Origin of the sequence: Vibrio rhodolitus (assembly GCF_003350325.1) — a bacterium.
In the GTDB taxonomy this organism is placed as follows: Bacteria; Pseudomonadota; Gammaproteobacteria; order Enterobacterales; family Vibrionaceae; genus Vibrio; species Vibrio rhodolitus.
Genome location: NZ_QLYZ01000002.1, coordinates 115,892 through 141,324 on the forward strand (window position 1 = coordinate 115,892; position 25,433 = coordinate 141,324).

General features: G+C 45.3%; 1 protein-coding gene. It reads left to right on the forward strand.

Annotation, left to right across the window (positions count from 1 at the left end; all coding sequences use genetic code 11):
- The first annotated feature begins 390 nt into the window (after positions 1 to 390).
- The gene (locus tag DPF93_RS02540; RefSeq protein ID WP_114764653.1) at positions 391 to 25,371 is read left to right on the forward strand and encodes an Ig-like domain-containing protein; all 24,981 of its coding nucleotides are present in this window, start codon (positions 391 to 393) and stop codon (positions 25,369 to 25,371) included.
- The last annotated feature ends 62 nt before the right edge of the window (positions 25,372 to 25,433 follow it).

Here is a 25,433-nt window from a genome sequence, read left to right on the forward strand (position 1 = left end):
CTAAGTGGTTGGCGGGCTGAGTTAGATTTTTACACTGTTTTAATGATAATTATAGCATTAGTTATGAGGTTGAGTTTCAGCCGATAAAATAGTTGATTTTATCTTTAGTGACCTATTCTTAAATGCATTTATAAATGTCTTGTATCATTACATACCGCTCGCGAATATATGTGACTCGTCTCGAAAGCTTTAATTTATCCTTTCAACTAATTAATTTTGTCGTTCTCGCTATTGTTATGATTTGCAAGTAATTGTCTTTGCTTTGCAACAAATCAGTATAAATAGAATTTTGTGCTGCATTGTTTCTGGCTGAATTCTTATAAGAAGCGCGCACTTCAGAAATTAATTAGGAAGTGCTTAACGAATTGCTGGCTTGGAAGGCTTATATCTATGGCTCAATTAAATATCAAATCACTGGATGACGTTAAAGTTAATGGTTTTGATCTGCACCTAAAAGATGAAAATGGTGAAGTACAAGTTATTAAGGATGCGTTGATTGATATTGCGAAAGGCACACTAACCGTCTTAAATGGTGATGATGTGGTCTCGATGCAAGAGCTAGTTAAGTCGGCAAAAGTAAATTTAGAGTCGTTAGAAAATGTATTTCTCGAAGATGTCATTTCCTCTGAGCAAGAAATTCCGTTCGGGCAAGATGCTGAAGCGCAAGAAGAATTAGAACAGCAGAAAGAGTTGCAAGAGCAGCGGCAGCAAGAGCTTGAAGCTGAACTCGCTCGATTACAAAAACTTAAAGTTGAACTAGAAGAAGCAGAGCAGGAGCTTGCGCTAAAAGAGCAAGAATTAGAGTCAAAAGCTGAACAAAGCCAAGAGAGTTCAGAGCAGGTTCAGCCTGATGGTCCGTCAGAGGTCGAGGACTTCGTAGTTGAAGTCCAAGAGCAGCTCACTGATGTCGACAACGATGTGTCTGAGTTTGAAGGTGAAGGTCCGGAAAAAAAATTCACTCTAACACCTCAACAACCAATTATTCCTACTAGTAGCAGTTCGTCCTCAAGTCGACCTTCTCAAGATGCAGATGAAAACGAACAGTTAGTAGAAGAGCCAATTACGCTATCCGTTTCCCTTGATAAAGCAGATGACAGCGGCAAATCCGGCGACTTTACCACCAATATTACGACAGGTTTGACGTTTACCGGTTTAACGCTTGAAGGCGCGAACGTGACCTTGGTAATTAACTCAGCCGTTTATCAAGCGGTAGCCGATGCTACGGGTGTGTTCAAAATTGAAGTCAGTGAGAGCTTTGTCGATGGCGACTATGCTGTCGATGTTACGGCAATTAGTACAGGTGGAGCAGAAGCGACATTTAGTAAAACACTAACGATAGATACCGTGGCTCCGGAGCCGCCAACCGTCGCCCTTACTCAAGATAGTGACTTGGGTATATCAAATAGCGATAAGCTCACATCAGACAACAAGCCAACGTTTGAAGGCACCGCAGAAGCTAACGCCACGATTCGTCTAACCATTGATGGTCGCACCTACGAAACCGAAGCTGACAGTGACGGAAAATGGTCATTAACAACGGTGGCTGCTGTTAGTGATGGTGTGCAAAACTATTCCGTATTGGCGATTGATGCTGCAGGTAACCGCTCTGAAGTGACAACGGATACCGTTGAAATTGATACTCAGATTACCTTTACCGGTGGCTTAAAACAAACTCAAGCGGTGGATACGGGTTACTCGCAAACTGATGGGGTAACGAACAATAACTCGCCGGTTTTTGTGGGTAAAGTCGAAGAGGGCTCAACGGTACAATTGTACTTTAATGGAGCAAGCAGCGCGATAGAAGCAGTAGTTGAAAGCGATGGCTCTTGGTCGTTAGATCATACTCGCCCAAAATACGACGCGGTGTTAGCGGAGCTTGCCGATGGAACTTATCAATACAAGTTGGTGGCGCAAGATAGAGCAGGGAATGTAAAAACCATTGAAAAACAATTGGTGATTGATCGCGAAGCACCAATTCAAGAGTCTTGGCGCGTTTCAGCCGATAGTGACTCAGGGCGATTTGATAATGATGGTTATACCAATAAGCAAAACCCCTTTATCTCAGGTGTTGCTGAAGCGAACAACTTTATTACGGTGAGTATTGATGGTGAAGATTACACCACGCAAGCCGATGTAGATGGCAATTGGGTCGTTCGGGTTGATGTCGCTCTTTCGCATGGCGATTATGAATACACAGTAGCGGCTAGCGATTATGCGGGCAATGTTTCCGAAGAAACCGGAAATATTAGTGTCGACTTGCTGGCACCAACTGGCTTTAGCGGAGACTTAATTGAGACCGCTGAGGTGGATACTGGCTTTAGTAACGTCGATAAAATTACCAAAAATACACTGCCTACCTTCGCTGGTGTCGCTGAAGCGGGTACCATCGTTAAACTTGAAATTGATGGAAAAATTTTTGAAGCGCTAGCGAATGAACATGGAAATTGGACGATACCGGTTGACCAACCGCTGAGCCAAGGTACGCATAATTACACACTTACGGCTTACGACCTTGCTGGCAACCAAACGGTTATCAATGATCAAAGCGTAACGATTGATACTGAAGCTGTCTTCTCTGGCGGCCTAGATGCTGCTTTTGATACGGGCATTTCCGCGACAGATAACCTTACTAAGTTTAACAAACCGACATTTTCCGGTACTGGCGAAAATGGTGCCAAAATTTACCTTTCATTTGAGCCATCACTTGGAACGATTTTAGAAACCACTGTCGTAAATGGCGAGTGGGCTATCTCTTTGGCAGAGAACAATATCGAGCTTGATGACCGCGTTTACGAGTTTACTCTAAAAACGATTGATTTAGCGGGTAACGAAGCCACTTTGCCGGTAGCTCAAATAGAAGTTGATACATTGCCCCCGCAACTGTTTAAAGGTGGGCTGGATGATGCAAGTGATTCTGGCTTGTCTGATAGCGACAATTACACAGCCAATACTTTGCCTAGCTTTTCTGGTGTAGTCGATGCAGGCGCACACGTTACGCTAAAACTTGGCAGCGAAGAATACGCTGCTATAGTCAATGCTGATGGTAGCTGGCGCGCAACGGTTACTGATGAGCTTGAGGATGGCTCGTATGATTATGTTTTGGTGGCAATGGATGATGCTGGCAATGAGGTCGAAGAAGTCGGTACGATTGTCGTCGATACGCAAGCTGTTATCTCTGGAGGATTAGACTCTAGCAGTGATAAAGGTCGATTTGATAATGATGATTACACCAAAGATAATACGCCAACCTTTAGCGGTTTAGCAGAAGAAGGCGCGAAGGTTACGTTATCCATCAATGGTAAAGAGTATTCAATCGTATTGGATGACAATCAAGATGGTGAAACCCGCAGTGATGTAGCGTGGAGTATTCAAGTCGCTGATGCACTCAAGCTTGATGGTAATTATGCCTACACTATTACCACGCTAGATAAGGCGGGCAACGAAAACCAAACCAATGGTTCGATAACAATTGATACTCAAACCACCTTATCCGCTTATCTATCTGAGGACACTAAAACTGGTTGGGATGACTCTTATACTAGTTTAACGAAACCCGAGTTTTATGGGACTGGCGAAGTGGATGCGATTATAACTATCCGCTTGGTCAGTGGGTCAAAGGTAAAAACGGCGATCACAAAGGTAGGGGAAGATGGTCGCTGGTTTAAACAGCTCGAAGAAGATCTTGATGATGGCACTTGGTCATACGAGATAGTCGCGGAAGACCTTGCCGGTGCAACGGCAACGAGTAGCGGTGTGTTAGTGGTTGACACTAAAGACCCAATCTTTAGTGGCGGCGTAGATGCAGGCAGTGATACTAACATTAACAATGATGGTATTACTCAAAACCGTTTACCGAAATTTTCCGGTACAGGTGAGTCGGGTCATAAGGTCGTGTTGACGATTAATGGCAAGGAATTCAGCACCACCGTTGACCCCGATGGTCGATGGGAAATCGAGTTAACCAATACTCCACAGTTTGTTGATGATACCTACGATTACTCGATAGTGGCGACGGATCCGGCAGGTAATACCACGACGGTCAATAAAACACTGGTGGTCGATAACAAAGCGTCTGTAACCGGAACTTTGTTCGCAGAGGATGATACTGGTGCTTCTGATAGCGATGGTATTACTCAAACTCGCAATCCTACCTTTTCGGGTAAAGGAGACGCTGGCGCGACAGTCGTTTTAAGCCTTGGCAATGGTGTTAACGATCTATCCACTGTTGTTGATGACGATGGCAATTGGGCGATTGATTTAGCGCAGTATGGGGTATCGCTGAGCGATAATCTTTACAGCTACACTGTGCAACTTACCGATATTGCGGGTAACAAAGCGCACTATGATGGCTTGCTAGAAATCGATAACCAAGTTCCTGGTAAGCTTACTGGTGGGCTTGATGCAGACAGTGATAAAGGGGCGTTAGATGGTTATACCAATATACGCTCTCCTTGGTTCAGTGGTGTCACTGACCCGCAGGCATCGGTGACATTACTGATAGCGGGTGAAACTTACCATGCCGAAGTAGACCCCCTTGGAGGTTGGCGAGTCCAAGTTACTAAAGAGCTAACCAATACCACTCATTCTTATACGTTGATCGCTAAAGATTTAGCAGGAAATGAACTGATTAAGTCTGGCACGATTACCATTGACACAATACTTGAACCATACACCCACGGCTTAAGCACCGATCCTTTACTTGGTGATTCAGGTACGCTTGGCGATAACCTAACCAAACATATTCAGCCGACGTTTGCAGGAACTGCGGAAGCCGGTGCAGCAATTGAGATTAAAATTAATAACAAGGTTTACACCACACAGGCTAAAGATAGTGGTGAATGGTCGATAAAAGTGACCAATAACCTACTCGAAAGTGACGCAGATATTGTTAAGGAGTTCGAGTATACCATTAGCGTGACTGACAAAGCGGGTAACAATGATACCGATACCGGAAAAATCACGGTAGACCCGAAAACAGAGGTTTCTGGTGACCTAGCTTCATCCAGTGACTCTGGTGTCAATTTTGACGGTGAAGAAGCAACCTACTCTGATAATTACACCAACCAAATGAAACCGCTATTCCAAGGCAATGGCGAACCGGGCGCAATTATTACGCTTTCGATCAATGGCAAGGAGTATAGCGCTAAGGTATTAGATTCAGGGATATGGAATATCCAAGTCACTGATGCGTTGGCAGTTGAAGGCAACGTTGAGCAACATGATTTTGTTATCACAGCGAATGACGCGGCGGGTAACGAAGCACAAACAAGCGGCTCAATTATCGTTGATGCCCAAGCGCCAGAGGGTTTTACTGGCAAGCTAAGTGCGCAGGATGATGCCCGTGATGATGGTGTGCTAGATGGCAGAGACAGCGATGATATCACCTCGGTGCAAAGCCCAACATTTTCCGGAACGCTAGAAGGGGCGTCTGACGACAATCCATACTTTGTTGTAGTAAATATTGCTGGCGAGAGTTACACAACCAAAGTTACCAGTGGGAACTGGCAAGTTGAAGTCGACAAAGTTCTGCCTGATGGCGAATACAACTACACGTTAAAAGCGGTCGACAAAGCTGGTAATGTTACTGAGCTAGAGGGAAGCAAGCTTGTCATTGATACTTCGACGGTTGCAATTGAAGGTGGATTGAGTAGTGCAGATGACAAAGGCTCGTCTAACAGTGATGGTATCACCACTTATAACAATCTAGGAAAAACTGCACTTAGCTTTGTCGGTACCGCAGAAGCTCACGCTGAAATTCAACTTTTCATCAAGGATAAAGTCTATAACGCAGTCACCGATGAAATTGGTAACTGGGCATTAGAGGTTACCGACCAGCTTGCTGAAGAAAAGGATATTGATTATACGCTCAAATCCATTGATTTAGCAGGTAATATTCAGACAGATAGCGGTAAGTTGACCATCGATAACACCCCGGCAGACGTAACGATCAATATGCCAGCGCTGACCAATAATGCGCAACCGGATATCAGTGGTACTGTTAGTGAAGATGTTGAAACTATCGTCATCACTATTGGCAATATTGACTATACGCTGAACAAGGTAGAGTCGGGTGATTGGAGTATTGACGGCAGCGAGTTGTTTGCTGATTCTCATCTGAGCGCTGAACATGATGATGGTGCGACTTATGAATACTCAGTGAAAGCGACCGATATCGCAGGCAACGAGAGCACCATAGTAACAGGCGGCTTTATCTATGATGACAAAACCTCAGTTAGTGGTGGGCTGAAAGCCGGTGAAGACACTTTTGCCGACAATGTTGTGGGTGTAAAGCTTGGAAGTAACGATGACAACTATACCGCTAAAGATAAACCGACGTTTATCGGCATGGCTGAGAAGGGCGCGTCAGTAACACTTCATTTTTCTAACCAAACCGTCGAGGCAGTGGTTAATGATGACGGCAGCTGGACGGCAACATTGCCTACCGCACTGCCTGAAGGTGTAAATAGTTATACGATCAAAGCAACAGATGCGGCAGGGAATAAAGCGGAGGTTACGCAGACGGTAACCATAGATACCACCAAGCCGTCAGTGACACTCGATTCTCTTTCTCCAGTTTTAAAAGAGGGCATCCCCGCAGTTGCGACCGAGAATCCGACCTTCGGCGGTAGTGCTGAAGCCGGAACGGTAGTGGTCGTTGTTATGGCAGGGCAAACGCGCTCGGTATTGGTGAAGGATGATGGCAGCTGGAGCATCACGTTACCTAATGATATTGCGCACAGTGATATTGCTTATGACTATCAAGTTTACTCAGTTGATAAAGCAGGCAACTATTCTGATAGCCTGACTGGTAAACTGATCATAGATATGCAAACGACAGTATCTGGCGGGCTGAGTTCGACCTCTGATACGGGATTTGCTAACAATGATGGTATCACAAAAGATAGTACCCCGACATTTAATGGTTCAGGTGAAGCCGGTGCAACAGTAACAGTTAACATCCTTGCAAGTGACGGTGTAACTATAATCGATAGCGCTTCACAAGTGATCAATGGTAATGGCTCGAATGCGGGCAACTGGAGTGTTACCGTGCCAGAGTTGAACGATAATCTCGCAGGTGACCATTATCTCTATCAAGTCTCAATTGTTGACCCTTTGGGCAACACCATGCAGCTTGACCCAGAGAGCTTAGTTATCGATACGCAAGCACCACAAGAATTGACCTACAAGCTAGAAGATGGCGACGATTCTGGTTATGACGAGGCGGGCAAGTCGGATCTGTGGACCAATACCATCCCAGTTTTTGAAGGAACGGTAGAGCCGGGTGGTGAGGTCACTCTGAGTATTGAGGGTGTTCGTGACATTGTTGTCTACGATAGCGACGGTGACGGTAAATGGAGTACCGAGGATAACCCACTCACGTCGGCAGACTTAACATTGCAAGATTCGTATGACTTTACGATTGTTGCGATGGATAAAGCGGGTAATGAGACCTCGGCGCCACAAAAAGGTACCTTGGTTTATGACAAAGTTTCTCAGGTTAGTCTAAACCCAGATGTTGAAGATAAACTGAAGATCACCAATGATCAAACGCCAACATTTGCCGGTGTTGCCGAATACAAATCGAAAATAACCATTCAAATCTCAGGCTATGATAAAGCAGGCGAGTGGCAAGAAATCACTATCGACCCGTTCACTGTGACCGAGGAAGATGGCAGTTGGTCTTATACTCTTGCGGATAATTTGAAGTTGCCGGAGTCACAAGCGCTACCTGGATATACTTACAAGGTTATTGCGGTTGATTATGCGAATAACTCAAGCTCGATAAGCGGTCATCTCTATGTTGATACGACACCACCTGATGTTTCAGGCGGATTGGATAGTTCAAGTGATTCTGGTGAACAAGATGGTCAGTTGACCAACGTTCAATCGCCAACTTTTAGCGGAACCGTGGAAGAGGGAGCAAGTGTTAAACTGATCATTAACCATCAAGACTACCCAGCCGTCGTCGTTGATGGGCAGTGGACGCTAAATCCCAATATCACGTTTACTCAAGATGGTGAGTACGAGTATAAAATTGTCGCCATTGATGCGGCAGGTAATGAAACGACGCTTGATAACAAGTTGATTGTTGATAGCAGTGCCCCCGTTGTTGGTGGTGGCAAGTTGGCGAAAGAGAGCGATAGTGGAGTTGAAGGTGATCAACTCACCAACGAAGCAGAAACTATAGTCATTAAAGGCACGGTATCGGATGCTAATCTTGATCGCCTGATCTTTAAGATTGATGGCAGCGACGCTTACGCTCATCTGTTGGTGTTAGATGGTAACAATTGGACCGTCACTATTCCAAATGCCTCAACTGAATTTAACGATAACCAAGCGTACACCTACACCATTGAGGCGATAGACAAAGCGGCAAACACCACAGGTGAAATCTCACATTCATTTACCATAGACCGCACTGATCCTAACGCGCCAACTGTTATTACCGATGCGTTAACCAACGATAACACACCAGAGTTTGCAATAAGTTCAGACGCCGATACAAGCATTGAACTCTATATAAATGGCGTGCTTGTTGATAGTAATGAACTGGTTAAAACTGATGATGGTCAGTGGACTTGGCAAGCGACGGAAGAATTATCAAGTGGTGCTGACAATGACTGGGATGGTGTTGAGCATAGCTATAAAGTGATAGCAAGTGACGCGGCTGGCAATACCAGTGAGACTTCCGGTCAGATTGTCGTCGATACCAAAACGTATGTGACGGGAAGTCTTAGCCAACTTGATGAAACGGGGTCTCAGCAGGGGGCGACCTCTAAGCAAGCGTTTAGCTTTATCGGCAGTGCAGAGCAAAATTCACAGGTCATCATTGTTTTCAAGTCAACTGGCAATGATGAACTCGATGGCAAGCTAAAAGCTTTGCTTGGTAATGATCTTTCAATTGAGGCTCAGTTTGACAGTGCCGAAAACTGGAGTGCCAATCTCACCGGTTTTGATTTTGAAGGTGAGTTTAACTATGTGATTGAGTCAATTGATGCTGCGGGAAATCAAGCCAGCACTGACCAACAAACGTTAATTGTTGACCGTACACCACCGCAGAAATTAACCATCGAGTTAGCCGCAGAAAGCGATAGTAATCTCGATGGGGATAACATCACTAACCTCAAAGAATCTGGCGTAAGCAAAGCTCCGATCTTTATTGGTACAAGTGAGGCTGATTCGAAGATTACTTTGACGGTCACAGCTAATGATGGCAGCTACCAGAAGGACTACGAGTTTGTAGTGGGTGATGATGAAACATGGCGTATTGAAAGTGAAGATATACTAGTCAGTGGAGAATACACCGTCTCGGTTACTGCTGTTGACTCGGTAGGTAACAACACCACTCTAACCGCCGAACATCAGCTTGATCTCACGATTGATAAAGAAATTAGCCTAACTGCTGGGCTAGATTCCGCTTCAGGTAGCGACACTGGTGTTGATTTCATTGTTGGCTCCTATAGCGATAAAGTCACTAACAATAGCCAACCAACACTTTCTGGTAGCGGGGATGATGGTGACACAATCACTGTCGATATTAATGGTGCGCAGTATCAAACGACAGTGGCTGACGGAAAATGGTCAGTAGATTTAGCTCTCGCAACACCAACAAGCGGTACGCTGGGTGAATTGACACATGGTCAAACCTACTACTACACAGTAGAAGCCAGAGATTTAGCCGGCAATACCATCACATTGGGAGCAAGCCAAGACAGCAGCTACTCGATTACCATCGATAATAATGCACAAATTAATGGCGGATTAGAGCAAAATTCTGCCTCAGATACTGGTCTATCAAATGTAGACGGTATTACAAATGCAAATCGACCATTATTTTCTGGCAGCGTCGAAGCTGATTCCCAAGTAACTATCACCTTTACGGATCAAGATGGAAAAGACATCTCGGTAAGTGCAGTCGTAGTTGCTGATGATTCAGAGTTTGGTGCAACGTGGCAATATCAACCTGATACAATTTTGGAAGGTGAGTACAGCTATGTTGTGTCAGTCACCGATAAGGCAGGCAATGTTACTTCTCTACCAGCGCAAGAGTTAGTGATTGATCGTACATTAAATGAATCGACAACTGGGCTAAAACAGACGGAAACAAACAATACCGGAGCGAGCCAGACTGATAATATTACTCAGATTCGCACCCCTATCTTAGTAGGAAAGACCGAGGCTAACGCGATTGTTACTATCAAGTTTGTTGGTTTTGACAACGATTTTGCCAGTGTTGAGGCAAACTCAAACGGCGACTGGGAGTTTGAGTTGCCAATTGAATTGGCTGATGGAGAGTACCAATACACGGTTCATGTTGAAGATATAGCCGGAAATACCAGCGTAAACACGGGCAATACTCTGATTATCGATAATCAGCCACCACTTCATCTTGCTGGTGGATTAAGTTTAGCCAGTGATACAAGTAATGGTCACGGTGAAACCCAAAACACGATATTAAACTTTAATGGTCAGGTTGAAGCTCAAGATGGAATGAGTGTTCAATTGGTGATTCGTCAGGGTGAAACCATCCTCGAGACGCTCGATGCGGTGATTAATATTGATACCGATGCCGATGGTGTCGCAACGTGGACTGTCAATAATATTGAGTTAGATGCAAATCAGACCTATCAATACGATATCCTGGCAACAGATATTGCTGGCAATACATCAAGGCTCAAAGATCAAACGCTCGTCATTGATACGCAGGCACCAGAAGTCAGCGGAAAACTGCTCACGGATACTGGTATACAGGGCGATGGCATTACCTCTGATGATACCCCGGTGTTTAGCGGAACTGGTGAAGATGGCGCACAAATTAAAGTGTCTGTCGGTGATACGCTACTTGGTACGGCAATCGTCACCAATGGTGTTTGGCAAATTGAGTCTATTGCATTGGATGATGGCAATTGGGCTAAGTACACCATTACTGCAACGGATAAAGCGGGTAATGTGACAAACCTTGTTTCAAGCGAAGACTTGGTGATTGATACCCAAACCTCGTTAACAGGTGGACTTGAAAACCAAAACCGCGACGCTAACAGCGAAATAGATTACGCGCACCTCAAGCCAACCTTCAGTGGCACTTCTGATGCTGGCGCCACCATCACCTTATCGCTAGTAAGACCTGATGGCGGCACGGTACCGAGTGATATTCAGGTTAAGGCAAACGATCAAGGTGAGTGGAGCGTAACGCTTGAGAGTAATTTACAAGAGGTAGAGTATCGCTACGTCATTACCGTAGAAGATTTAGCAGGTAATACTGTAGATGCGGATGGTAACGAGCTCAAATTGGAAGGCGAGTTTACGGTTGATGCAAGCAATGCCCTAACTGGTGATGACATCAAACTGGAAGCAGAGAGCGATAGCGGCATTCCCAATGAGGCTGACAGCGCGGCAGCGCTCGCGTCTCGTCAAGATCAGGTGACCAACATCACCAAACCTATCCTTGAAGGTACTGGTGAGCCGGGCGCGAATATTGTGGTATTGGTGAGCATCGGAAATGGTCAGCAGTCCTTTACCGCGAAGGTTGAGGATGATGGCACTTGGCGTGTGCAAATTGATGATAACGATGGCGACCTGGCAAGTGGCATTTACAACTACAGTGTAAGCTCGACCGACCAAGCCAGCAATGTGACTAAGGTGGAAAACAATAGCTTTGAGATTGATACTAACAATCCAGATGCGGTTTCTACGTTATCGATTAATGATGCTTTAGTCTTGGCGGAAGTATTGCTGACCAACCAAGACACCCCAGTTTTCAAAGGTAAAGCCGAGGCTGGCGCTTGGGTATTGCTTGAAGTTGCTGGCGTCGGTTCATATTGGAAACAAGTGAATGACGATGGTGACTGGTCAATCCAAGTTCAAGATCTGGGTAATGAAGATATTGCCGGAGTTGAGCGCGATTACACCATCAAGGTGACCGACAGTGCTGGCAATACCAGCAGCGTCACCAGCGGTAAGTATATTCTTGATGAAAAGACCGCTATCTCAAATGCCGATCTGGCGTCTGAGAGTGATTCAGGTAGCAGCGATGACGACAATCTAACCAAAGCAACAGAACTCAATTTTACCGGTCAAGGTGAACCAGACGCGACTATCTATTATCGTTTGGGTGAGTCAGGCGAGTTTGCTGAATTTGCAACCGTAGATGAAAACGGCATATGGAGTAAGAACCTCGCCAGTTTAGAGACCTTGGTTGGCGATCCTGCGACGGATTACACCGTTTACTTTAAAGCGCAAGATGAAGCGGGTAACTGGTCAGAACCAAGTCAGGTCGATTTTACCGTTGACCGCGTGGCGCCAGAAGATTTAACCAACAACGGTTTAACGGATGCAACCAACAGCGCAGCACTTAACGATGAAAGAACTAACCAAGAGCTTGTTGAGTTAACCGGCACAGTCGAAGCGAACGCCAAAGTGTCGATCACCATTGGCGGCGTGACTTATACAGATACCACCACAGCGGATGGCAAGTGGTCAATAGACGTCGATCTTAGTGGTAAAGCAGCAGATCACACATCAGTCGAAGGGAAAGTTTATCAGTATGACGTTATAGCGACCGATGCTGCAGGCAATGAAAGTAAGCTTGAAGATCAAACGTTGCATATTGATAAAGTTGCGACACTAAGCGGCGGTTTAGAGAACCAAAACCGAGACGCTGACAGCGAAATAGATTACGCGCACCTCAAGCCAACCTTCAGTGGCACTTCTGATGCTGGCGCCACCATCACCTTATCGCTAATAAGACCAGATGGCGGCGCGGTACCGAGTGATATTCAAGTTAAGGCAAACGATCAAGGTGAGTGGAGCGTCACGCTTGAGAGTAATTTACAAGAGGTAGAATATCGCTACGTCATTACCTTAGAAGACTTAGCAGGTAATACTACAGATGCGGACGGTAACGAGCTCAAATTGGAAGGCGAGTTTACGGTTGATGCAACCAATGCCCTAACTGGTGATGACATCAAACTGGAAGCAGAGAGCGATAGCGGTATTCCCAATGAGGCTGACAGCGCGGCAGCGCTTGCCTCTCGTCAAGATCAGGTGACCAACATCACCAAACCTATCCTTGAAGGTAGTGGTGAGCCGGGCGCGAATATTGTGGTAGTAGTGAGCATCGGAAATGGTCAGCAGTCCTTTACCGCGAAAGTCGAGAATGATGGCACTTGGCGTGTGCAAATTGATGATAACGATGGCGATTTGGCAAGTAGCATTTACAGCTATAGTGTAAGTTCGACCGACCAAGCCAGCAATGTGACTAAGGTAGAAAACAAGAGCTTTGAGATTGATACCGACAATCCAGATGCGGTTTCTACGTTATCGATTAATGATGCTTTAGTCTCGGCAGAAGTGCTGCTGACCAACCAAGACACGCCAGTTTTCAAAGGTAAAGCCGAGGCTGGCGCTTGGGTATTGCTTGAGGTTGCTGGCGTCGGTTCATATTGGGAAAAAGCTAACGACAATGGTGACTGGTCAATCCCAGTTCAAGATTTGGGTAATAATGATATTGCCGGAGTTGAGCGTGATTACACCATCAAGGTAACTGACAGTGCTGGCAATACCAGCAGCGTAACCAGCGGCAAGTATATTCTTGATCAAAAGACCGCTATCTCAAATGTCGATCTGGCGTCTGAGAGTGATTCAGGTAACAGCGATGATGACAATCTAACCAAGGCGACGGTACTCAATTTTACTGGTCAAGGCGAGCAAGGCGCGACTATCTATTATCGTTTGGGTGAGTCAGGCGAGTTTGCTGAATTTGCTAGCGTAGATGAAAACGGCATATGGAGTAAGAACCTTGCCAGTTTAGAGACCTTGGTTGGCGATCCTGCGACGGATTACACCGTTTACTTTAAAGCGCAAGATGAAGCGGGTAACTGGTCAGAACCAAGTCAGGTCGACTTTACCGTTGACCGCGTGGCGCCAGAAGGTTTAACCAACAACGGTTTAACGGATGCGACCAACAGCGCTGCACTTGACGATGAAAGAACCAACCAAGAGCAGGTTGAGTTAACCGGCACGGTCGAAGCGAACGCCAAAGTGTCGATCACCATTGGTGGCGTGACTTATACAGATACCACAACAGCGGATGGCAAGTGGTCAATAAATGTCGATCTGAGTGATAAGGCTGGTGATCACACTTCAGCTGCAGGGAAAGTTTATCAGTATGACGTTATAGCAACCGATGCAGCAGGCAATGAAAGTGAACTTGAAAATCAAACGTTGCATATTGATAAAGTCGCGACACTAAGCGGCGGTTTAGAGAACCAAAACCGAGATGCTGACAGTGAAATAGATTACGCCCACCTCAAGCCAACCTTCAGTGGCACTTCTGATGCTGGCGCGACCATCACCTTATCGCTAGTAAGAGCTGATGGCGGCGTGGTACCGAGTGATATTCAAGTTAAGGCAAACGATCAAGGTGAGTGGAGCGTAACGCTTGAGAGCAATTTGCAAGAAGTAGAGTATCGCTACGTCATTACCGTAGAAGATTTAGCAGGCAATACGACAGATGCGGACGGTAACGAGCTCAAATTGGAAGGTGAGTTTACGGTTGATGCAACCAATGCCCTGACAACTAGTGACATCAAACTGGAAGCAGAGAGTGATAGCGGTATTCCCAATGCGGCTGACAGCGCGGCAGCGCTTGCGTCTCGTCAAGATCAGGTGACCAACATCACCAAACCTATCCTTGAAGGTAGTGGTGAGCCGGGCGCGAATATTGTGGTACAGGTGATGATCGGTAATGCTCAGCAGTCCTTTACCGCGAAGGTTGAGAATGATGGCACTTGGCGTGTCCAAATTGATGACAACGATAGCGATTTGGCAAGTGGCATTTACAACTACAGCGTAAGTTCGACCGACCAAGCCAGCAATGTGACTAAGGTGGAAAACAAGAGTTTTGAGATTGATACTAACAATCCAGAAGCGGTTTCTACGTTATCGATTAACAATGCTTTAGTCTCGGCAGAAGTGCTGCTGACCAACCAAGACACGCCAGTTTTCAAAGGTAAAGCCGAGGCTGGCGCTTGGGTATTGCTTGAGGTTGCTGGCGTCGGTTCATATTGGGAAAAAGTTAACGACAGTGGTGACTGGTCAATCCTAGTTCAAGATTTGGGTAATGATGATATTGCCGGAGTTGAGCGCGATTACACCATCAAAGTGACGGACAGTGCCGGCAATACCAGTAGCGTAACTAGTGGTAAATATATTCTTGATCAAAACACCGCTATCTCGAATGTCGATCTGGCGTCTGAGAGTGATTCAGGCAAAAGCAATGATGACAACATCACCAATAAGACAGTACTTAACTTTAAAGGGGAAGGTGAGCAAGGCGCGACGATTTACTACCGTTTAGGCGAAACGGGTGAATTTAAACTGTTTACCACTGTTAGTGATAATGGTATTTGGCAAGAGGATCTCGCCTCATTAGAGGACTTATCTGGTGCTATTGAACAGGATGTAAAAGTACAGTTCAAAGCCATTGATTTAGCGGGTAATGAATCAACAATTAGTTCGACAGATTTCACCATAGATAGGCAAGACCCGCGTGATTTTGCTAACCATGGGTTAGATGCAAATAGTAATACAACCAATGCAAATAACATCGAAGATCAACGGACTAACAAAGAGATGATCACGCTTACTGGCACCGTTGAACAAGGCGTAGACGTTAGAATTTCCATTGATGGTGTGGTGACTGATCAAGCCGTCACAGTAAATGGCGATACGTGGAGTTACCAAGTTGATCTATCACGTTTTAATGCCCAGCACCTCAATGTCAACGGCAAAGAGTACAGCTATACATTGACCGCGACAGATGTTGCCGGAAACTCAGTTACTATTGACCAACAAAACTTTACTGTTGATGCTAGCGCTCGCCTTGAAAACGTCGGGTTGAAGCTTGGCGAACAAGGTGATACGGGACGAGACAGCAGTCACTACAATGATAAAGTAACAACGGCAGAGAAGCCTGTATTTGTCGGTAAAACAGAAACCAACGCCATCGTAACCTTGTATATCAAATCTCCGGGTGGAGAGTTTGTTCAATCTGGTGCGCCAGTAACCGTTGTTTCGCTTAATGGTGAATTTGAAATTCAGTTGGCGGATGACCTCACTGTGGAAGGTGAGTATGAATACCGTATTCAAGTTGAAGATGCCGCGGGTAATATCGCTGTCACTGAAGATAAATTTGAATACGATAATCAGGTGTCACCAGTCAATATTGAACTTGATAATGCAAGTGACCTTGGACAGAGCAATAGCGACAACATCACTAGCGATACCACGCCAAGCTTTAACATCACAGTGGAACCTGATAGTGAAGTCACGTTTAGACTTTACCGTGAATCCGACGGTGCGTTGTTATTTGAAACCACTCAAACCCTCACGGATGGCGCTTGGAATCTTGAACTTGGTGAAAATATCATTACCCCTAATGCTGGAGGTAGCGATTATCGCTATGAAATTGAAGCGACTGACAAAGCAGGTAATACAGCATCAGATCAAGGGACGCTATTAGTGGATAATCACATCGATTTAGTCGATGTGGAGTTAGCCAACGTCACCGGTGAACGCCATCAGGCAGCGGGTAATATGGCACTAGAAATAACCTCAGACAGTGTTGCGACATTTAGTGGTAAAGCTGAAGGTGGCGCAAGGGTTGAGATCTATATTGAAGTGGACGGAGAGTTCGTTAAGGTGGCAAATAAAACACTCGACGGCGATCAATCTCAACTCAATAAATCTTGGCAACTTAGTGTTGGTGAAGGCGAATCGTTAACTTCGTTTGTGCCGACTCAAGGCAGTAATTATCCCTACAAGGTCATAGTGACGGACGTTGCGGGCAACACTGATCAGGTAACAGGTAACTATACTTTTGATGCATCAACCACGATCAGCGCGGATCTGGATAGTAGTACAGACCTTGGTATTGATAACGATGACGATTTAACTAATTCGCATAATGGTAACAACCCAATTATTTCTGGGTTAGCGGAAGCGGGCTCGGTCATTACTCTAACCGTCACTCTTAACAATGTTGATTACCAGTACCAACTAGAGTTGCCATATCCAACACTTGAACAAATAGATACTCAAGTAGAGTGGTCAATTGATCTATCTGATAGCAGCTTGCTTACCTCACCAGGTTCGCTACCAAGCTTTACAGAAGGCAGCTACAGCTACCAAGTGATCAGTAAGGATGCAGCAGGTAATAGCGATACCGATAGTGGAACATTTATCCTTGATAACAGTGCGCCAATCGTCGACGGTGGGTTTGTAACTGGTGACAGCGTTAATGATACCGGCCTTGCGAACGACGATGGCATTACCTTTAACGTTCAACCAAAATTCGCTGGCACCTACAGTGGCGCAAACACAGCCGCGATTGCCGGCAGTAATGAATCGGTTAATGTCTTCGTTACCATTGAAGGTAAAACCTACCAAGCAACTAGCTCAAATGGTAATTGGGAACTGGACCTGTCGCAGCCTGTTACTGAGATTATTGGCTTTGGTTCTGATAACCCTAGTGAGATTGTCCGTAATGATGTTCGTTTGACCGATGAGGTTGATAAACCTTATACCATCACCGCGATTGATGCTGCAGGTAACTCAAGCGTTGTAGATGGCGGTAAAGTGACGATTGATAGCACCACAAGTCTTACTGCAGATTTAGCAGCAAGTAGCGATTTAGGTGTCGATCAAGATGACAATAAAACCAGTGTACTTTCACCTGTCATTGAAGGAAGTGATACCGAGCCCGGCTCGATCATCTATCTTGTGTTTAATGGTGATGTGACAAGTCGCTATCCAGCAAACTCATCTGATGCAAGTGAGAGTACCTTACTTGACGGTAAATACTATGCAGTGGCTGATACTGATGGTAAGTGGTCGATTGAGGCGACAGGACTTATCAGTGAAGCGAGCGCCGCCAACGAAGGTACTTATAAGTACCAGGTATTTGTGTCTGATACTGCCGGCAACACCTACATCTACGACAGTGATGAGGCGGGCAACAATATTGAGATGAAGTTTAAGAATCCGAATCTCGATAAGGTTAACGATGGTTTAAAATCGGACCAAGAAAACGACACCGGTTTAGATCAAACGGACTCTATAACCAATAACCTCACTCCCGACTTTTCAGGGCAAGTTGCAACGCCAGAAGACGCACCGTTTGATGTTACGGTCACTTTCTATCAAGAGGGCAGCTCTGAGCCATTTGCAGTTTATAGCTCGCCAAACAATGGAGTGGCCATTGTCGATAACGGCAATGGCATGGGCACCTGGACACTAAATGATGTCGACCTCGTCGAGGGGAAATACACATACAAAGTCGAAGCGAGCAATGAATTTGGTAATAAAGACTCTTTTGTTAAAGATTTAGTTATCGATACAACCGTACCGAATATTTCTGTTGCTGACATAACGCTAGATCTTGGGTTTGGTTCACGTCCAAGTAGTGACAGCGGTATGGGCGCTGATGTTTCTGAGGGCAATATTGATTATGGCTCTGACAACAAAACCAATGTGCAAAAGCCACAATTTAATATCGCGTTTAATGAAAGTGACGCCAAAGTGGAACTCTTCATATTAAATGACGAGGGCGTTGTTGTTCAGAACTACAGTTCGATTAACGATGATGGCTCGGCTGGCGCGATTACCTGGAATCCAACCTTGTCGCGTTGGGAGTTAACCAGTGCCAATATCGAAACATTGCAATCTGGCAGCTATCAGTACTACGTTAAAGCTACTGATGTGGCGGGTAATGCTACCACGACAGGCAAGAAACAGATTGAAATTGATACTGAAATTGATGGTGTCGGTCAGCTGGCTAAGGACGAGACCATTGATACCGGATTCTCAAATGATGACGAATACACCAACAATGACGCCCTGAAGTTTACCGGTCAGGTGGTCGACAATGACGCACACGCACGAGTAAAAGTGACTTTATACCCAGACACCGGAGCAGAAAGGCATAAATTTGTCACGGTTAATGAAGACGGCTCTTGGGAAGTCTCGTTCGACAGTTTAGCGCTCTCAGGCGTTACTGATGTTCCATATAAAATCGAAGCTTGGGATATAGAAGGCAACTGTAAAGAAATCTCTGCAGCTGACGCAAAAGTAACCGTTGATAAAGACGTACCAGACAGTGCAACAGATCTACTGATGCCAGATATGTTTAATGGCATCATCAATGACACTGGTGATCTAGGTGACTGGGTAACCAAGCTTAATGATCCGGTAATCACCGGCAAGGCAGAACTTGAAGCGCAAGTCGCAATCACTGTTGAGAAAGTGATTCTGGATGCCGATGGTAACTTCCTAGCGGTAGATTCGTCTGTACCAGCAGAAACCTACATCAAATACGCCGATAGTGTCACTGGCGAATGGCACTTCCAATTTGGTGAAGGCAACAATAGTGCAATGGTCAATGACTCGACCTACCGAGTTACGGTTGACGTGTTTGATAAAGCAGGCAACCAAAATGCAGCGTCACAGACGGTTTTGGTAACCAATGACTCGAAGGTTTCAGTCGCGGGGGATGTCTCTGATGAGGACAAAGTTGACCGATTAGCGGATGATGACGTGCGCATTGGCGATTCAATGACGCAAGAAGATCTTAATAAAACTGACAATGTCATTCGTGTTTCAACGCCAACACTTGATGGTCTAACTGATACTGACGTTTCCGCGATTAAGATTGTGCTAGACAATGGCAAAGGGCAATTATACGAAATTACCGATGTTAACATCGCTGAAGATGGTACATGGTCACTAGATCTTAGTGATCAAGCTTTGCTCACAAGTCTTGGTATTAATGAGCTTGCTGATGGTTTGTGGAAAGCAGTGGTCACAGTTACGGATAAGGCGGGTAACGAAGGAGTCGACGCGTTTAATTTCACTGTTGACACTACGGCGCCAGAGGTACCGACCGTCTCGCTAAATTCGGGTATTGATCATGATGACAATATTCCGGGATTAGACCTCACCAACGAGACAAAGCCGACCTTTACCGGTAGTGCAGAGCAAGGCAGTGAAGTCATGCTTGTGTTGAAAAATGCTGGCGGTGAAGAAGTCGGTAGATACTTTGCTAACCAAGTGACCGACAGTTCAGGTGAGTGGAATATTACCATTGGTGATGAGTTGTTGGAAACCTTGGGTGATGGCAAATATAGCTACTATGTCAAATCAACAGATGAAGTCGGTTTAATTACGCAATCAGAAGAAAGCTCATTCGTACTTGATACCACAGCTCCTGTGATGAGTAACATCACCCTAGAGACGTCAGATGCCACAGATGGTATTAAGCTGTTCGAAGAGAAATGGCTGACTAACGGGGTTAAAAATGATCTAACGATTACCGGTAATATTGATCGCGGCGAAACAAATGGTGGGCAGATCAGCGTCTTTGTTGATGGTAAGGCGACGCCAGACTTTGTCGTCGAATTGGACTCTCTGTTATCTAGCAATATTTCGGGTAGCTTTGATCTGTCATTAAGCAACTTGATTAACTCCCTAACTGAGGGTGATCATGCGATTAAGTTGGTGGCTGAGGATAACGCTGGTAACAAATCTGAGTTTGAAACCAGCTTAGTTATCGACCGCAGTGTCGAATTAGACGGTAAGCTGACCACTGATACTGAAGTAGATGGGGATGGCTGGACATACAATCCATTACCGCAGTTCGCTGGGACAACCGAGGCGAATGCGGATGTGACATTGCGTATCTTTGATCAATACGGCAGCGTAATTTGGGATGAAACGCAGCAAAATGTCTCCGGCATTTGGAGTTTTGCACCAAACTTCTCCGGTGATAGCAATACGCCAACCAAGTTCCCAGATGGCAAATACAGTTACGAGATTTCAGCTGTCGACCAACTTGGTAATACCACGACAGTAGACCAAGAAGTTACTGGTGAGTTTTATGTTGATACTACCGTGCCTGAACTTAGAGCGGGATTACAGAAAGTTCATGTTGAAGAGGATGACGGTGACAGAAGAGAGTTTAGCTTAACTGACGATCAAATCATCACCAGTGATCGAACTCTAACATTTAAAGGGCAATCTGAATTCGCGCAAATGTACGGTCAAAACCTACACGCTGAAGTGTCGGTTTATGTTGGTGCAATTGCTGAGCAAAATCTGCTTGGCGTTAGCCAAGTGGATACGTCAGGTTCCTATTCGATCACTACCAGTGAAATGGCTTACGGTATCCATACCATTTTCCTTGTATCCAAAGACCTGGCGGGCAATACCTCGGTGATTGAGAAACAAATCACCATTCAACCTGACATTATGCCAGTGACGGTCCATCTGCAAGATGACTCCAATTCATCTGCGCTGGACGATACGTTAACCAATGTGTCGAACCCTTGGCTGTATGGTAATGCTACGCCAGATTCAACGGTTAGAGTAACCATCACAGATTCAGTAACGGGAATGACAACCACGTTTTCAACCTTAGCTGGAATCGATGGCACTTGGTCACTACAGTTAGGTAGTGGCGCAATTGGCAGCATGTCAGGCAGTGATGGCTATTCACCCATAAATGACTCAGTTGATAACGCCGATTTGGCGGCAGGCAACTACTATCTCCCTGATGGTCAATACGCTATCGAAGTTGCGGTGTCTAAAGACAATGTTCAGTTTCCTGATAACAGCTATACCAATGCAGAAATCGATGAGTTAGTCATCGATACCAACAACACACTAACGCAAATAGAAGTTGAAGGTAGTGAAGGTGGGCTGACCAACAGCCAAACCCTAAATATCATTGGTAAGACCGATGCTTGGGCGAGCGTAAAAGTGATTCTGGCGCAAAAAGGCGAGTCTTGGGACGTGCAGGGCGCTCGAATCTTAACTGCCACAGCAACGTCAAACGGGTCATTTTCGGTTTCGGCAAGTGATTTAGAGGATGGCGTCGAATATACCTATTGGGTAACCAGTACCGACTTAGCGGGCAATATGGTTGGTTTTGATCCCGAAAATCCAAATCAATACCCAAGTGGAAGCGTTGGTCAAATCACTATTGACCGTGTTACGCCTGAGATTGAAGGCATCGTTGTGGCAGATAGTCAAAGTATCGCACCGGGACCCGATGATGCAGTTAAAAATTCGGACTATATCACTCGCGATGATACGCCAACCTTTAAAGGCACATTAACTGGTGATTTCAATGATGCTTACATCGAGTTGAATGGTAATGAGACATTCTATATTGCGCAAAACGGACAAGTCGCGACGGCAGTAGCGGGGGGAAGCATCAGTTTAGTCGAGCGTGCAGATGAGCTAGGGGTATGGGATTGGCAATATACACTGCCTCACCAAGAAGATGGCACCTATAACTTTGATCTTATTACCAATGATATCGCGGGAAATAAAGACTCGTTTGAAGGTGTTGTACGAGTCAAAACCGCGATTAATTTCCAAGTGAGCTTAGAAAATGATAGCGCATTTGCAACCGACTTTATTACTAAAGATCTAGCAACGGTGAATGGTGAAGAGGGCTATTTGACCTTTAACTGCGCCACGGAGGCAGACAATACCATCACCGCTATTTTGTATGATGAGGCGGGAGTAGAAGTTGATCGACTTGTGGTTAAAGTAGACCAGACCAACAGCAGTCAGATTTCTTTCCAATTGCCAGAAGATCAGATAAACGGTGGCTTTGCACAAGGCAAGTATAAAGTCGTCTTTACCGTTACTGATGAAGCGGGTAATACCTTGAGTACGGAAAACCAAGAAGTATCACGCGAAATTATTTATGACAAAACCGCTCCAGATGTCAGCGTGGCATTGGAAGGTTCTTCTGACACGGGTGACGTGCTGATCTTTGGTGATAATGTTGCAAGCGATAATAAAACCATGGTTCCGAACCCAGTCATTGCAGGTACTGGTGAAGCCGGAGCAGACATCTACATCAAGATATATAAAACGCTTTACGATGAGCATACCAAGCAATACATCAAAGTTGGCGCTGCGATTATTGATGTGGCAACGCAGGTGAGTGATAGTAACTCTTGGAGTTACTCACCCAAACCAGATGAATTGTTGGGCAGCGACCTCGATGGCACTTTTGTTGTTGAAGTCACCTCAACAGATACCGCAGGGAATATCTCTGGGGAACCAGAAAGTATGGATCTCACCATTAGAACCTCAGAGCCAGTGATTGGTAACTGGAGCATTCTGCCTGCAACAGACAAAGACAACACGGTAGAACATACAGGGAATGATGCTGATGGTAACCCAATCTACATCGTCAATGATGCCAATGATGAGAAGAAAATATTCTTCCAAGGCTCTGGGGCAACTATTGGGGATACCATTCGAATCACAATCCATGGCGTGGTTTACGATACAAGGGTTAATGAGAACGGCGAGTGGTCGATTACTACCGAAGCAATGCCGGATTTAGAGTACCCATTTACGGTTCAGGCAGTGGATGAAGTGGGGCATGTTGTGACAGAAAGCTCAACGATCATTTTTGACTCGGGGATTTCTCTAACTGCCGATTTTATCGAGGAAAAAGGTTGGCATTGGACGCACAACACCAACAATCCGAATCCGGAAGTAAAAATCTATACCGAGAAAGGTAATGATATTGAAATCACTGTAAGAAACTCAGCTGGTGAAATTGTTCACCAAGATAGTTTCACAGTCGATAAAACGATTTTCTCTTACCAGCGTCCTGAGGGCTCTGAGTACGCCGATGATAGTTATGTGATGACGGTTGTTGCGAAAGACAAGGCGGGTAATACTGAGTCTACGGAAGTCAAATTTGCGGTCGACACGGTATTGGGTGAAATGCCAGCACCACAAGTAAGCATTTTCGAAGATAACATCGTGACATTTAGAGACCCGAGTAAGACTCTCCACCCAGAGACTAAGCTGCCACTTTACTACACCAACGATCCTGACTTTGCTGTGCGAGTGGGTAAAGACAGTAATGATGGCGAGCAAATCCGAGCTTTCTATGTGACGGTCTACGATATGGAAGGTGAAGAAATATGGTTCCGTGGCACAGACGAGATCACCAACGGAGATGTCTTTGAAATAAAGCTCCTCGATGACCTTGCGCTAAATGCTGATGGTAGTGCCACTGAGTATCGGGTAGAAGTCGTTTATAAAGACAAAGCAGGCAATACTCCAACGGATGATCAAGGTGAGCCAATCAACACCGAGTTTATCGTCAGTGTCAAACCAGATGATTTACCTATTAATGTCGCGGTGAAAGATGCTGACTCTGGAGTGGTATTTGAAGAAAGTAATCAAGTACATGTGGGTAAAGACAAGCCAGTGATCTTCGGTAATACCGACCCTGGTACCACGGTGCGCGTGGTTATCAGCGGTAATGGCACTACGCCGATATTCAAAGATATTGAGGTCGATGAGAGCGGTTACTGGGAGTTTACACCAAACGGTGATTTCTCTGATGGCTTGTATGAAATTGATATTACGATTTGGGACAAGTGGGGAAATAACGAGCACATTGAACACGATATGGTGGTTGATACCTTCGCACCGATTATCACGCTAGAAAAGGTTGAAGCAGATATTGATTACCTAACTGACGACGTACTTTGGAACACGGATACGGGTGTTCTATCAGGCGTTCTAAGTGAAAGAGATGCGACGCTTACCATTCAAGTAGGAGCGGGAATTGCAGTTGATGTCGAGGTTGATGCTAATGGTCGTTGGAGTTATAGCTTTGACTCATTAGTCGATGGCGAGACTCACAATATAGTGCTCAATGCTAAAGATGTTGCCGGTAATGAGTCGAGTAAAGAGTTTAGCGTGACTTACGACTCAAGAGAGAGCATGCCGTTTATCGATGACGGTCTGAGCCGTGCTACTGATACAGGCTTGTTTAGTAATGACAACATCACCAATAACATCAGTCCAACATTTGAAGGTCGAGGTGAGCCTCAATCATTGATCACATTGAAGATTGGCGATGATGAGCTGACTACCACTACCGATAAATATGGCGAATGGTCAATAGACTTGTCTGCCCAAGATACTCCAATTGAGCTTTCAAGTGGCATCAATGCTTACACCTTGACGGAATCAGTCAATGGTATTGTGCAAAACACGCGTTCTAACTCTATTACGTTCGATCAGGTCGCGGTGGATACGAGCAATCTAGACGTCAACATTGATGCTGGTGCAGCTATCCTGTCTGGAAACCTAGAAGCCACAGAGCTTGGTGCACGAATTGATGTGTTACTTGAAGATGGCTCTAAAGAATCGACCACTGTACTGGAGAATGGCAGTTGGTCTATAGATAATATTGACACGGGACAATTGGTAGAAATTGCAATTACGGATGTTGCTGGAAACCAATCAGAAGAGTTTACATTCTAACCTTTTGCTCGGAAAAGCGAGTGCAAGTCACTCGCTGGATACACCCAAGGATGATAAGAAAA